The 13,593-nt window shown below is 72.1% G+C and carries 12 protein-coding genes; 11 read left to right on the forward strand and 1 reads right to left on the reverse strand.

Features of this window, described 5'->3' with window-relative positions; genetic code table 11:
- Positions 1-84 precede the first annotated feature (84 nt).
- From ACF089_RS01110 to ACF089_RS01155, 10 genes are all read left to right on the forward strand, one after another.
- The gene (locus ACF089_RS01110; protein WP_392020119.1) at positions 85-861 is read left to right on the forward strand and encodes an enhanced serine sensitivity protein SseB; all 777 of its coding nucleotides are present in this window, start codon (positions 85-87) and stop codon (positions 859-861) included.
- 138 nt (positions 862-999) lie between these two features.
- A complete protein-coding gene (locus ACF089_RS01115; protein WP_392020121.1) occupies positions 1,000-1,788 on the forward strand; it encodes an enhanced serine sensitivity protein SseB C-terminal domain-containing protein in 789 nt (262 codons plus the stop codon).
- A 500-nt stretch (positions 1,789-2,288) separates the two neighbouring features.
- Complete coding sequence (locus ACF089_RS01120) at positions 2,289-3,293, forward strand: ABC transporter permease (protein WP_392020124.1); 1,005 nt, start codon at positions 2,289-2,291, stop codon at positions 3,291-3,293.
- A gap of 199 nt (positions 3,294-3,492) precedes the next feature.
- A complete protein-coding gene (locus tag ACF089_RS01125; RefSeq protein WP_392020126.1) occupies positions 3,493-5,265 on the forward strand; it encodes an ABC transporter substrate-binding protein in 1,773 nt (590 codons plus the stop codon).
- Between the two features lie 129 nt (positions 5,266-5,394).
- Positions 5,395-6,393, forward strand: a complete 999-nt coding sequence (locus ACF089_RS01130; protein ID WP_392020129.1) for an ABC transporter permease — start codon at positions 5,395-5,397, stop codon at positions 6,391-6,393.
- On the forward strand, positions 6,390-7,505 hold the full coding sequence (locus tag ACF089_RS01135; protein WP_392020131.1) for an ABC transporter ATP-binding protein: 1,116 nt from the start codon (positions 6,390-6,392) through the stop codon (positions 7,503-7,505). Before ACF089_RS01130 ends, ACF089_RS01135 begins: the two co-directional genes overlap by 4 nt.
- Complete coding sequence (locus ACF089_RS01140; RefSeq protein WP_392020133.1) at positions 7,502-8,695, forward strand: ABC transporter ATP-binding protein; 1,194 nt, start codon at positions 7,502-7,504, stop codon at positions 8,693-8,695. The genes ACF089_RS01135 and ACF089_RS01140 overlap by 4 nt, the downstream gene beginning before the upstream one ends.
- Before the next feature lie 72 nt (positions 8,696-8,767).
- Positions 8,768-9,430 carry a trimeric intracellular cation channel family protein gene (locus tag ACF089_RS01145; protein ID WP_392020136.1) on the forward strand — a complete coding sequence of 221 codons (663 nt, stop codon included), beginning with the start codon at positions 8,768-8,770 and terminating at the stop codon, positions 9,428-9,430.
- A gap of 154 nt (positions 9,431-9,584) precedes the next feature.
- Entirely contained in the window at positions 9,585-10,436 is an 852-nt protein-coding gene (locus ACF089_RS01150; RefSeq protein ID WP_392020139.1) for a thioesterase family protein, read from the forward strand.
- Positions 10,437-10,588: 152 nt separating this feature from the next.
- On the forward strand, positions 10,589-11,533 hold the full coding sequence (locus ACF089_RS01155; protein WP_392020143.1) for an SRPBCC family protein: 945 nt from the start codon (positions 10,589-10,591) through the stop codon (positions 11,531-11,533).
- A gap of 80 nt (positions 11,534-11,613) precedes the next feature.
- On the opposite strand, the gene ACF089_RS01160 is transcribed toward ACF089_RS01155, so the two are convergent.
- On the reverse strand, positions 11,614-12,219 hold the full coding sequence (locus ACF089_RS01160) for a TIGR03086 family metal-binding protein (RefSeq protein ID WP_392020145.1): 606 nt from the start codon (positions 12,217-12,219) through the stop codon (positions 11,614-11,616).
- Positions 12,220-12,347: 128 nt separating this feature from the next.
- Here ACF089_RS01160 and ACF089_RS01165 point away from each other — a divergent pair, with 128 nt between their 5' ends.
- The gene (locus ACF089_RS01165) at positions 12,348-13,322 is read left to right on the forward strand and encodes a helix-turn-helix transcriptional regulator (protein WP_392020147.1); all 975 of its coding nucleotides are present in this window, start codon (positions 12,348-12,350) and stop codon (positions 13,320-13,322) included.
- Positions 13,323-13,593: the final 271 nt, after the last annotated feature.

Here is a 13,593-nt window from a genome sequence, read left to right on the forward strand (position 1 = left end):
CGGTGCTCAGGAGGCGGAGGGCGGCATTAGGGTCGGGGGAAAGCCGAGGGGACGACCGGCCAAGCCGGGGGAGAGGGCCAGCACATGACCATTCCGGAGCAGGCACAGCCATACCCGTACACCGGCGGCTGGCCCGCCAACGAGCTGGAGGAGACGCTCGCGGCCTCCCTCGGCGACCCCTCCGCCGGCGCCCGGCTCGTCGAAGTCCTCGGCCGCAGCCCGCTCTGGGTGCCGCTGCCCCGGGGCGGCTCCCCGGACAGCCGCGATCTCGATCTGCCCACCATGGAGATCGACGGCGCTCCCTATGTCCCCGTCTTCAGCTCCGAACAGCAGTTCATGAGCTGCGTCGGCGGCCATATGGCCTTCACCGTCGCCCCCGCCCGCGACTTCGCCCGGGGGCTGCCCCCGCAGCTGGGCATCGCCGTCAACCCGGGCGGCGCGGTCGGCGCGCCGCTCCCCCCGCCCGCCGTGGCCGAGCTGTGCCGGGCCGGAGTGCCCGCCGCGCCCGACGGACCCGCCGCCGGCGGCCGGGTACGGATGTTCGAGCCGGACTGGCAGGAGGAGCCGGTCGACTTCCTCGCCGCCGCCGCGGGAGAGTTCCACGAGGCCCGCGTCGTCCTCACCGCCCGCCGCGCGCTCGCCTCCGTCGAGGGCGACCCGCCCGCCCTCTTCATCGGCGTCCAGCTCTCCTCCTGGGAGGGCCCCGGCGGCTCCGCCCCCCTCGACGCGCTCGGCCGGGCGCTCGGCCGGGTCCAGGTGCCCTGGCCGGTCAATCTCGTCCTCCTCGATGTGGCGCGGGACCCGGTCGCCGACTGGATGCTCGCCACGGTCCGGCCCTTCTACCAGCGGGATCACCGCTAGAGCCCGCCCCGGGAACCCGGGGCCGCCGCCGCGCGTCAAGTCGGTGTCAAGGCGGCCGATTAAGCTGGCTCCACGGCCAGACCTCCCACCGGTGCGACGGCTGTGCTGAACACGGAGCAGGAGAGGGGCGGAACGAGGGTGAGCGCGTCAGGCACCGCGGCGACCGGGCAGGTCGAGCACATGCTGCGCCAGGTCACGCCCGGACGGTACGACGCCTACGAGGCATTGCTGAACGCGCTCGCCGACCCGGCGAACGGCAGGGTCTGGATGCTGCTCTGGCACGGCAGACCGGGCTCCCCCGACGCCCAGTACGGGAACATGGAGATCGACGGCATCGGGTACGCCCCCTGTGTCACCTCCGCCCAGGAGCTGGCCGTATCCGGCTGGAACCGTGCGCATGAGGTGGTCTCCGGACCCGATATCGCCCGCACCCTCTTCCCCGAGCGCTGGGGAATCTGGCTCAATCCACATGCTCCCGGCGGCGGGGTGGGCATCCCCTGGCCCGATCTGCGCCGGATCGCCACCGGTCTGGAGCGGATGCCCGCCGGACCGCTGAGGCTCTCCGAGCCCGCCATCGAGATTCCGCACTTCTACGCCCTGCTCTCCCAGAACGCCCATCGCACCCCGCCGGTCAGATCGCTGCGCCGGGCCTGGGTCCAGCCCGCCCTGGGCGCTCCCTACCTGGTCATCGGGCTCGACCTCTATGACACCGGACCGCAGTCCGTGGACGCGGCCCGCGCGATGATGCAGCAGTCGATCGCCGCGGTCCCCGAGGGGCTGCCCGTGTCGACGGTGGCGATGTCGGACGAGTACGACCCGGTGACGATGTGGCTGCGGGCCCACGCCCGCCCGTTCTACGACCGGGACGCGCACGCCGCCCCCGAGCAGCAGACCGGCTACGGCTTTCCGCCGACCGTCGGCCACTGACCGAAAGGTCACCATCGCAAATCGGCCAACGCGCCTCGAACGTATGTCAGTTCGGGGCGCGTTGCTGTACGCCATAGGCGCCCCCGCCCGCCGCTCCGAGGTTCCTGACGCCCATCGTGCCGATCTCCCGGTGAAAGCGCTGTCCAAGTCGCTTCGCGGCCTTGGAAACGCAGAGTCGTCTCGGCGTCCGCGGAAGGGGAAATCTCCCAACTACCCACCCGTATGCGGCAGATGGCGTCCCGCTCAGTCGTCGGCCCGGTCCGGATAACGGATTCCCTCTACGCGCATCACGATCGAGCAAACATTCCCGGCGAGGTCTGGCGGCTGGTCCCGTGACCATTGAAGACTCCCGCAGCAAGGGAAGAATCGCCCCTGTGTGCGGCGGGCTTCACGGCGCTATCTCGTACCAAGTGTCCTATGTACACCCGATGTTGTGAGAAATGCCGCTACAGCGGCGGGTACGGGCCGGTCACCTCCGGCCGAGAGGGGTCCCCACCACGATGACGGCACCATTGCACGACACGAGCGTGGACGCGGAGAAGTCCGCGGCCGCCGGCGTCCCGCCGGCCGATGGCGGCGCCCCGGTCGAGGGGCGGTCGCTGCGGCAGATCGCGTGGACCCGGCTGAAGCGGGACAAGCTCGCGCTCACCGGCGGCGTCGTGGTCCTCCTCCTCGTGATCGTCGCGGTCTTCGCCCCGCTCATCGTCAGCCTGCTGGGCCACCCGCCCAACCAGTTCCACCAGGACAAGATCGACCCGCTCTTCGGCACCCCCGTCGGCTCCTTCGGCGGCATCAGCTCCGAGCATCTGCTCGGCGTCGAGCCCAACAACGGCCGGGACGTCTTCAGCCGGGTGGTCTACGGCGCGCGCATCTCGCTGCTGGTGGCCTTCCTCGCCGCCGTCGTCGCCGTCTTCCTCGGCACCGTGCTCGGCATCGTCGCCGGATACTTCGGCGGCTGGGTCGACTCGGCGATCAGCCGGGTGATGGACATGCTGCTGGCCTTCCCACAGCTCCTCTTCATCATCTCGCTGGTCTCCGTCCTCCCCAACGATCTGCTGGGCATGACCGGCAGCAATGTCCGCATCGCCATCCTGGTCGGGGTGATCGGCTTCTTCGGCTGGCCCTACGTCGGCCGGATCGTGCGCGGCCAGACCCTCTCGCTGCGGGAGAAGGAGTACGTCGAGGCCGCCCGCAGCCTGGGCGCCGGCCGCCGCTATGTGCTCTTCAAGGAGCTGCTGCCCAACCTGGTCGCCCCGATCACCGTCTACGCCACGCTGATGATCCCCACCAACATCCTCACCGAGGCCGCGCTCAGCTTCCTGGGCGCCGGCGTCCGGCCGCCCACCGCCTCCTGGGGGCAGATGCTCTCCACGGCCGTGGACACCTACGAGTCCAATCCGACCTTCATGATCGTCCCCGGCGTCGCGATCTTCATCACGGTGCTGGCCTTCAACCTCTTCGGCGACGGTGTGCGGGACGCGCTGGACCCCAAGGGCACCCGATGAGCCCCGGGGTGAGCGATGAGCCCCGAGGGCGCCCGGTGAGCCCCGCGGCCCCCCGGTGAACCCCGCGGGCCCCGACTCCCGCCGACCCACGTCCGAACGCCACACAACTGAACGCGCCCCTGCCACAGCAGGTCAGGCGGCACACCGACGGTCCCCGGCACCACGGCGGGAACCGCGCTATCCCGGAGGTTGCAGGACAATGACACCCCAACGTTCGTCGAGGACCAGGCGTATCGCCGGAGCGGCGCTCGTCGTGGCCGCCCTCACGGCCACCGCGGCGTGCGGCGGCGGTTCCAAGAAGGAGGGCGGCGACGGGAAGGCCGCCGGCTACAACGCGGGCACCAAGGGCATCGCCAACGCGTCCGCCAAGAAGGGCGGCACGCTCAAGTTCATCGGCAAGCAGGACCTCGACTCCACCGACCCGCAGCGGCAGTACTACGGAATGTCCTGGGACTTCTCCCGGTTCTACGCGCGCCAGCTGCTCTCGTACGCCCCCAAGGCGGGCGCCGCGGGCGCCGAGCTGACGCCGGACCTGGCCAAGGCCAAGGGCGTGGTCAGCAACGACGGCAAGACCTACACGTACCAGCTGCGGGACGGCATCACCTGGGAGGACGGCTCGCCGATCACCTCCCAGGACGTCAAGTACGGCATCCAGCGCGTCTGGGCCACCGACGTCATCAGCGGCGGCCCGCAGTATCTGCGCCAGGTCCTCGACCCGAAGACCGAGTACAAGGGCCCGTACAAGGACAAGAGCCCGGACAAGCTCGGTCTGAAGGCCATCGAGACGCCCGACGCCAAGACCATCGTCTTCAATCTCCCCAAGCCCAACGGCGACTTCGAGCAGATGCTCGCGATGCCCTCCGGCTCCCCGGTGAAGAAGGAGAAGGACACCGGCGGCAAGTACCAGCTGAAGCCGTTCTCCTCGGGCCCGTACAAGTTCGAGTCGTACGCGCCGAAGAAGAGCATCGTCCTCGTCCGCAACGACAAGTGGCAGAAGGCGTCCGACCCGATCCGCGCCGCGCTCCCGGACAAGGTCACCGTCACGATCAACTCCAACATCGAGGCGATCGACGAGCTGCTGATCAAGGGCGAGTACGACCTCGACCTGAACGCCACCGGCATGTCCCAGGCGGGCCGCACCAAGGCGCTCAAGCAGCACAAGGGCAATGTCGACAACATCGAGACCAGCTTCATCCGCTATGTCGACATCGCGACCAAGGTCGAGCCCTTCGACGACATCGAGTGCCGCAAGGCCGTGATGTACGCGGCCGACTACAAGTCGATGCAGACGGTCCGCGGCGGCCCGGAGGCCGGCGGCGACATCGCCACCAACATGCTGCCCAAGGCCATCAAGGGCGCCAGCGACTACGACCCGTACGGCGTCCTCGCCCGTGACGGCAAGCCGGACATCGCCAAGGCCAAGGCCGCCCTCAAGGAGTGCGGCAAGCCCGACGGATTCACCACCAACATCAGCGCCCGCAGCAACAACCCGGGCGAGGTCGCGACCGCCGAGGCGCTCCAGGAGTCCCTCAAGGCCGTCGGCATCCAGACCGAGGTCGAGACGATCGACGGCGCCGAGTCCTCCACGATCACCGGCTCCCCCGCCGTGGTGAAGAAGCGGAACCTCGGCCTCGTCATGACCGGCTGGGGCCCGGACTTCCCGACCGGCCAGGGCTTCTCGCAGCCGCTGGTCGACGGCCGCTTCATCGTCCCCAACGGCAACTACAACGTCTCCGAGACGAACGACCCGAAGATCAACAAGTTCTTCGACGACGCGCTCAGGGAGACCGACCCCGAGAAGGCCGGCCAGATCTACCAGCAGATGAACCACGCCGTCGCCGACCTGGCCGTCATGATGCCGATCGTCTTCGAGAAGAACTTCACCTGGCGCAGCTCGCGGCTGACGAACGCGTACTCCTCCGCCGCGTACAACGGCCGCTACGACTACGCCTCCCTGGGCGTCGTCAAGTAACCCTCCCGGTGACGAGTCACACCCCACCATCGCCCACCCCGCCAGTCCCGAAGGGCAGGTGATGGCCTCGGGCGGCGGCCCGGGGAGCCCGTAATCCGGGCTCCCCGGGCCCCCGCCGGGCCGCGCACAGTGCTTGCTTACGTCATCCGGCGCTTGTTCGCCGTCGCCATGATGCTGTTGGTCGTGACCCTGACGACCTTCGTCATCTTCTTCGTGCTCCCCAAGTGGGCCGGCACCGACCCGGCCTATCTCTTCGCCGGAAAGCAGACCGACGAGGCAGCGATCGAGGGCATCCGGCAGAAGCTGGGCCTCGCCGATCCGCTGCTGGTGCAGTTCTGGAACTTCGTCCAGGGCCTGTTCGCCGGCCGGGAGTACGCCAACGGCGCCGATGTCACCAACTGCCCCGCCCCCTGCTTCGGCTACTCCTTCCGCACCGAGCAGGACGTGTGGCCGCAGCTCACCGAGGCGATCCCGGTCACCCTCTCGCTGGCCGCCGGAGCCTGTCTGCTGTGGGTCGCCGGCGGCGTCGCGGCCGGCGTCGTCTCCGCGCTGCGCCGGGGCACCCTGTGGGACCGGGCCGCGATGACCGTCGCACTGGCCGGCGTCTCGCTCCCCATCTACTTCACCGGCCTGCTCTCCCTGGCGGTCTTCAGCTACCAGCTCGACTGGGTCGGCGGTGAGTACGCGCCGCTGGAGGAGGACTTCGCCCAGTGGTTCCAGACCCTGGTGCTGCCCTGGATCACCCTCGCCTTCCTCTACGCGGCGATGTACGCCCGGCTCACCCGGGCGACCATGCTGGAGGTCATGGGCGAGGACTACATCCGCACCGCCCGGGCCAAGGGCCTCACCGAGCGGGTCGTCATCGGCCGGCACGCGATGCGCTCCACCTGGACCCCGGTGCTGACCCTGCTCGGCCTCGACATCGGGGCGCTGCTGGGCGGGGCGGTGCTCACCGAGTCCACGTACAACCTGCCGGGCCTCGGCCGGCTCGCGATCGAGTCCATCAACACCAAGGACCTTCCGCTGATCCTCGGCGTCACCCTCTTCGCCGCCCTCTTCATCTGTGTCGCGAACCTCCTCGTGGACCTTCTGTACGCCGTCGTCGACCCGCGAGTGAGGATCGGATGAGCACCCTCGGCACCACCGGACCCTCCGGACCGGCCCTGGTCCCCGGCGAGGTCGCCGCGGCCGGCTCCGCCGCCCCCACGGCCTTCCTCGAAGTGCGCGATCTGCGCGTGCACTTCCCGACCGACGACGGTCTGGTCAAATCCGTCGACGGCCTCAGCTTCCAGCTGGAGAAGGGCAAGACCCTCGGCATCGTCGGCGAGTCCGGCTCGGGCAAGTCCGTCACCTCGCTCGGCATCATGGGCCTGCACACCGCGGGCCGGCACGGCCGCCGCAAGGCGCGGATCACCGGCGAGGTCTGGCTCGACGGGCAGGAGCTGCTCGCCGCCGACCCGGACGAGGTGCGCAGGCTGCGCGGGCGGAACATGGCGATGATCTTCCAGGACCCGCTCTCCGCGCTCCATCCGTACTACACGATCGGCCGGCAGATCGTGGAGGCCTACCGGGTCCACCACAAGGTCGACAAGAAGACCGCCCGCAAACGGGCCGTCGAGATGCTCGACCGGGTCGGCATCCCCCAGCCCGACAAGCGGGTGGACAGCTATCCGCACGAGTTCTCCGGCGGGATGCGCCAGCGCGCGATGATCGCCATGGCGCTGGTGAACAACCCCGAGCTGCTGATCGCCGACGAGCCGACCACCGCGCTGGACGTCACCGTCCAGGCCCAGATCCTCGATCTGATCCGCGATCTCCAGAAGGAGTTCGGCTCGGCGGTCATCGTCATCACCCACGACCTCGGCGTCGTCGCCGAGCTGGCCGACGACATCCTCGTGATGTACGGCGGCCGGTGCGTGGAGCGCGGCCCGGCCGAGCAGGTCTTCTACAAGCCCCAGCACCCCTACACCTGGGGTCTGCTCGGCTCGATGCCGCGTATCGACCGGGACCAGACCGAGCGGCTCATCCCGGTCAAGGGCTCCCCGCCCAGCCTGATCAACATCCCCGACGGCTGTGCCTTCAACCCGCGGTGCCCCTACGCCGACGTGCCGGAGGAGAACGTGACACGGACCGTCCGGCCCGACCTCCGCCCGGCGGGCGACCGGCACTTCTCCGCCTGCCACATGTCGGCGGACGAGCGGACGCGGATCTGGACCGAAGAGATTGCGCCCAAGCTGTGAGTGACACTGTGAAGATTCCCGGACAGACACAGCCGGCTCCCGAGGCGCTGCTGAAGGTCGACGGCCTGGTCAAGCACTTCCCCATCAGGAAGGGGATGCTGCGGCGGCAGACCGGGGCCGTGCAGGCGGTCGACGGGCTGACCTTCGACGTCCGCCCCGGGGAGACGCTGGGCGTGGTCGGCGAGTCCGGCTGCGGCAAGTCGACCATGGGCCGGCTGATCACCCGGCTCCTCGAGCCGACCGGCGGGACGATCGAGTTCCAGGGCCACGACATCACCCATCTCGGCGTCGGCGCGATGCGGCCGCTCCGCCGCGACGTCCAGATGATCTTCCAGGACCCGTACTCCTCGCTGAACCCCCGGCACACCATCGGCACCATCGTCTCCGCGCCCTTCAAGCTCCAGCGGATCACTCCCGAGGGCGGGGTGAAGAAGGAGGTCCAGCGGCTGCTGGAGCTGGTGGGTCTCAATCCGGAGCACTACAACCGCTATCCGCACGAGTTCTCCGGCGGCCAGCGCCAGCGCATCGGCATCGCCCGGGCCCTGGCGCTCAAGCCCAAGCTCGTGGTGGCGGACGAGCCGGTCTCCGCGCTGGACGTCTCCATCCAGGCCCAGGTGGTCAATCTCCTCGACGACCTCCAGGACGAGCTGGGACTCACCTATGTGATCATCGCCCACGACCTGTCGGTGATCCGGCACGTCTCGGACCGGATCGCGGTGATGTACCTCGGCAAGATCGTGGAGCTGGCCGACCGCACCGCGCTCTACGAGTCGCCGATGCACCCGTACACCAAGGCGCTGCTCTCCGCGGTGCCCGTACCGGATCCGCGGCGGCGCGGCGGCGGCAGTGAGCGGATCCTGCTGAAGGGCGACGTGCCGTCGCCGATCGCCCCGCCGGCCGGCTGCCGCTTCCACACCCGGTGCTGGAAGGCGACCGAGATCTGCAAGGAGAAGGAGCCGCCGCTGATCGCGCCGGCCCCGGGCCGCCAGGTGGCCTGTCACCACCCCGAGAACGCCGAGGACCGGGCGCCCGGCGACACGGCGCTGCCGTCGGCCCGGGAGGCGGTCGAGATCGTGACGGTGGCCCCGGAGCCGGGCGTCAGGAAGGGCCCGGAGCCGGAGCCGGGCGCGAAGACCGCCCCGGAGGCGGGCCCGGACTCGGAGGCGGAAGGGGCGGCGGGCCGGGAGTAGGCCCGGCGGGCCGGCGGGCCCGGGCCGGGCGGACCGTCACCGGCAGGGGCCCGATACCGGCACAATCGTCCGGTGCTTCAAGAATTGTTCACCCCCTCCGTCCAGCACGGGCTCGACCTCGCCGGAATCTTCGTCTTCGCGATCTCCGGCGCGCTGCTCGCCGTTCGCAAGAACTTCGACGTCTTCGGCATGGCGGTGCTCGCCGAGGTCACCGCGCTGGGCGGCGGGCTGTTCCGCGATCTGATCATCGGGGCCGTGCCCCCGGCCGCCTTCACCGACCTCGGGTACTTCCTGATGCCCCTGGTCGCCACCGCCCTGGTCTTCTTCCTCCACCCCCATGTGGAGCGCATCCAGACCGGCGTCAACGTCTTCGACGCGGCGGGGCTCGGGCTGTTCTGCGTGACGGGGACGACCAAGGCGTACGAGTACGGGCTCGGCCTCACCTCCTCGGCGGTGCTCGGCCTGGCCACCGCGGTCGGCGGCGGCGTGCTGCGGGACGTGCTGGCCAACGAGGTCCCCTCGCTGCTGCGCTGGGACCGCGATCTGTACGCCGTGCCCGCGATCGTCGGCGCGGTCATCGTGGTCCTGTGCATCCAGTTCGAGACCCTGAACGCCTTCACCAGCGGGCTGGCCGCCGTGACCGCCTTCACCCTGCGGCTGCTGGCGATGCGCTTCCACTGGCGGGCCCCGCGCGCCTTCAACCGCAGCTCCGCCACGGCAGACGACGGTCAGTGACGGGGCCCGGCCGAGGCGCGTCGCGGGATCGCCCGGCTCGGGACCGCCCGGCTCGGGACCGCCCGGCTCGGGACCGCCCGGCACGGGATCGCCCCTTCCGGGAACGCCCGCCAAAAAGCTACCGCTCAGTATTCGATTCTTGTACGGTACGGCCATGGCACAGGCAGTTCAGGCATCCATCGGTGACAGCGAGTTCGACCGCGACACCGCCCTCACCCCGCGCGAGCCGGGCGTCTACGACGCGGACCTGTCGGCGGGCTGGACCGTCATCCGGGCCGTCAACGGCGGCTATCTCCTCGCCGTCCTCGGCCGGGCGCTGGCCGACGCCCTCCCGCACCCGGACCCGTTCACGGTCTCGGCCCACTATCTGAGCGCCTCCGAGCCGGGCCCGGCGATCGTCCGCACCGAGGTCGTCCGCACCGGCCGCACGCTCTCCACCGGCCAGGCCTCCCTCGTCCAGTACGAGAAGGACGGCGCCGAGGTCGAGCGCATCCGCGTGCTCGCGACCTACGGAGACCTGGACGCGCTCCCCGCCGATGTGCTCACCTCGGCCACCCCGCCCGCGATGCCCCCGTACGAGAAGTGCCTCGGCGCGTCCGACGGGCCGAGGCCGCCCTTCCCCGGCAGCTCCGCGATCCTGGACCGGCTGAACGTCCGGCTGGACCCGGCCACCGCGGGCTGGGCGATCGGCGCGCCCTCCGGGAAGGGCGAGATGCGGGGCTGGTTCACGCTCGCGGACGGCCGGGACGCCGATCCGCTCTCCCTGCTGCTGACCGTCGACGCGCTGCCGCCCACCGCCTTCGACCTCGGCATCAAGGGCTGGACCCCGACGGTGGAGCTGACCGTCCACATCCGCTGCCGTCCCGCGCCCGGGCCGCTGCGGGTGGCGCTCACCACCCGCAACGCTGCGGGCGGCTTCCTGGAGGAGGACGCGGAGGTCTGGGACAGCCGCGACCGGCTGGTCGCCCAGTCCCGCCAGCTGGCGAAGGCCCCGGCCCCGCGCTGACCGGGCGGCCCCGGGCGCCCGGCCGCATCGCGCGCATGCCCCGGCCCCGCGCTGACCGGGCCGGGCCGGGCCGGTCACCGGTGGCCGGGGCGGGCCGGCTCCCTCAGACTGCGTCCGGGGGGATCATCGCGACGCGATGGAGGCCGCTCCCCATGAATCCGACCGATCCGAGCCCCGACACCCTCACCACCGCCGGCGACGGCCGGAGCGTGCTCAGGATGGAGCGCCGCCTCGACCGGCCCCCGGGGCGGGTCTGGGAGGCCCTCACCCGGCCCGCCCCGCTCGCCCGGTGGTTCCCCGCCGAGGTGAGCGTGGAGCCGCGCCCCGGCGGCCGGATCGGCTTCACCTTCCCCGGGGAGGCCGGGCCGGGGACGACCGGCACGGTCACCGACGCCCGCGAGCCCGCGCTCTTCGCCTTCACCTGGGGCGAGGACCTGCTCCGCTTCGACCTCGCCCCCGACGGCGAGGGCTCGCTCCTCACCCTCACCCACACCTTCGGCGACCGGTACGGCGCGGCGAGCTACGCCGCGGGCTGGCAGCTCTGCCTCGCCGCGCTCGCCCGGCTCCTGGACGACGACGGCCGCCCCGAGCCAGAGCCTGAGCCCGGAGCCGGCGCCGGAGCGGGTACGAAGAGCGCCGGAGCCGGTACGGAGAGCCCCGGGGCCGGGCCCGAACGCGACACCGGCGGCGCGCTCCACGAGTCGTACATCGCCCGCTTCGGCCTGGAACAGGGCGTCGTCGAGACCACCGCCGACGGCTGGCGGATCCGGGTCGAGCGCCAGCTCGTCCGCCCCGCCCAGACCGTGTGGGCCGAACTCCGCGCCCACTCCACCCCGCTGCTCGGGGGCCCCGCGCCCCGGGGATTCACCATCCCCGAGAGCCCGCCCGGCCGTATCACCGCGCTGCGCCCGCCCCATCTGCTCGCCTACGCCACCGCCGGCGGCGGCGAGGTCCGCTGGCAGCTCGCCGAGGGCACCGGCCACGGCCCCCGGCTGATCCTCACCCAGACCGGCCCGCCGTTCACACCCCCGGAGCCCGTCCTCGCCGCCTGGCAGGGCCGGGTCGCCCGGCTCGCGGCCCGGCTCAGCGCGCTGTAGCAGCGCCGCTCCGGTCCGGCCGGCCGTCGGCGATCACCGGTCCGATCGGCCGCCGGCGATCGGGGGAGAGGGGCCGCGGATCACGGGACCTCGCGCCCCAGCCAGGCCGCGAGCCGCTCGTACGCCTCCGCCCCGGGCCGCGCCTCGCGGACCGCCGCGAACGGGACCGGGCCGCCGCGCGGCTCGGCCGGGACCGCCTGCCGCGCCGCGGGCAGGATCGCCGAGGCCGGACCCTGGTCCAGGACCAGCGGATGCCCGAGCGCCCGGGAGAGGTCCCAGGTGTGGGCCGCCGTCTCCAGCGCGAAGCCCGTCACCGCCGCCGCGCCCGGCACCGTGCCCCACGGGACCGTGCTCGGCCGCCCCAGCCGGGCGTCCTCCGCCCAGGCCGCGGTGAAACGGCGGCGCGCCCGGTCGTACGCCGCGCTCCACTCGCCGCCGTCCACGAGGCCCGAGAGATCGGGCGGGCCGGCCGCGTCGGCGGGTTCCCCGGCGTCTGCCGGCTCCGCCCCGGGCTCCGCGGCGGCGAGGGCCATGTCGTGCGTCCCGCCCACCACATGGATCAGCAGCGCCCGGACGTCGAACTCCGTACACGGCGTCGGATCCCCCAGCCGGTCGGCGGTCACGGTCCTCAGCACCCGCGCCAGCTGGTCGGCGGCGCTCTCGAAAAGGGGGCGGGGGTCGTTCACGGGGGCATCTCCCAGGGTCGGGGCCCGGTGCGGGCCCTCGGTGTGTTGCTGACGGGGATCACTCTGCGGAGATAACCTGACAACAACCGTCATGTTTTGGAAGCGATCCGCGCACCGGGGGCCGATCCGTGAAATCCGACCGGCTGCTGTCGATCCTGCTGCTGCTCCAGACCCGCGGCCTCGTCGCCGCGGGCGAGCTGGCGGAGCGCCTGGAGGTGTCCGTACGCACCATCTACCGCGATGTCGAGGCGCTCTCCGCCGCCGGGGTCCCCGTCTACGCCGAACGCGGCCGGCACGGCGGCATCACCCTGCTCCCCGGCTTCCGCACCGATGTCACGGGCCTCACCGAGGACGAGTCCCGCGCCCTGTTCGTCCTGGCCTCCCAGGGCGCGCACACGGCGCTCGGCCTCGACCGGGCGCTCGGCTCCGCCCTGCGCAAGGTCATGGCCGCGCTGCCCGAGCCGCACCGCCCGGCCGCCGAGCTGACCAGCCGCCGGATCCTGGTGGACCCCGAGCGCTGGCTCACCCGGCCGGGGCCCGCCGTCGATCTGGACGTGCTGAACACCGCCGTCTTCACCGACCGGCGGCTGAGCCTGAGCTACCGGCGCGGGGTGACGAGCGAGCCGCGCGACTATCTCCTCGACCCGTACGGCCTCGTGGTGAAGGCGGGCGTCTGGTACCTCGTCGCCGACAAGGAGGGCGAGCCCCGGACCTTCCGCGTCGACCGCGTGGTCGCCGCCCGGGTCCTCGACGAGCCGGTGCGCCGCCGGGCCGGTCTGGAGCTGCCCGAGATCTGGCGGACCCTGCGCGGCCGGATGCGCGACCGCCCGCCGGGCGTCCGGGTGAGCGCCCGCGTCCACGCCGACCGGCTGGATCTCTTCCTCCGGATCCACGGCGACCGGCTCATCGGCGAGCCGGTCCCGGAGGGCGGCGACAGCGATTGGACCCGGGTCGGACTCGGCTTCGACGAGCCCGCCGCCGTCCGCTCCCTCCTCTCCCTCGGCGAGAGCCTCGAAGTCCTCGCCCCGCCGTCCGCGCGCGCGGAACTCGCCCGCGCGGCCGCGGCCGTGACCGCGCTGTACGCCGCCGACGGCCCCGTCTGACCGTCCGGTACGCGTGCGGAGCGGCCCCGTCCGACCGTCCGACACACGTCGGCGACCCCGCCCGGCTCGGTACGTGCGCAGGCCGGCCGCTCCGTACCGGCCGGTCTCCCCGTACCGGCAGGCGACCTCCCGGCGGACGGGCCGACCGTCCCCGGCGTACGGTCCCGCGACCCTCCGGCGGGCGGGCCGGGGGCTCGCGGCGGGGCGGGCCCGGGACGGGGGTGTGGCGGGCCGCACCCCCCGTACCCCCCTGCGCCGCGTCCGCGCCCCC

This window comes from Streptomyces sp. NPDC014894 (genome assembly GCF_043080985.1).
Taxonomy (GTDB): Bacteria; Actinomycetota; Actinomycetes; order Streptomycetales; family Streptomycetaceae; genus Streptomyces.

Bases quoted from the DNA above. Each gene is read 5' to 3' on its own strand.
- ACF089_RS01110 (WP_392020119.1), top strand. From the start codon at position 85: ATGACCATTCCGGAGCAGGCACAGCCATACCCGTACACCGGCGGCTGG.
- ACF089_RS01120 (WP_392020124.1), top strand. From the start codon at position 2,289: ATGACGGCACCATTGCACGACACGAGCGTGGACGCGGAGAAGTCCGCG.
- ACF089_RS01125 (WP_392020126.1), top strand. From the start codon at position 3,493: ATGACACCCCAACGTTCGTCGAGGACCAGGCGTATCGCCGGAGCGGCG.
- ACF089_RS01135 (WP_392020131.1), top strand. From the start codon at position 6,390: ATGAGCACCCTCGGCACCACCGGACCCTCCGGACCGGCCCTGGTCCCC.
- ACF089_RS01150 (WP_392020139.1), top strand. From the start codon at position 9,585: ATGGCACAGGCAGTTCAGGCATCCATCGGTGACAGCGAGTTCGACCGC.
- ACF089_RS01155 (WP_392020143.1), top strand. From the start codon at position 10,589: ATGAATCCGACCGATCCGAGCCCCGACACCCTCACCACCGCCGGCGAC.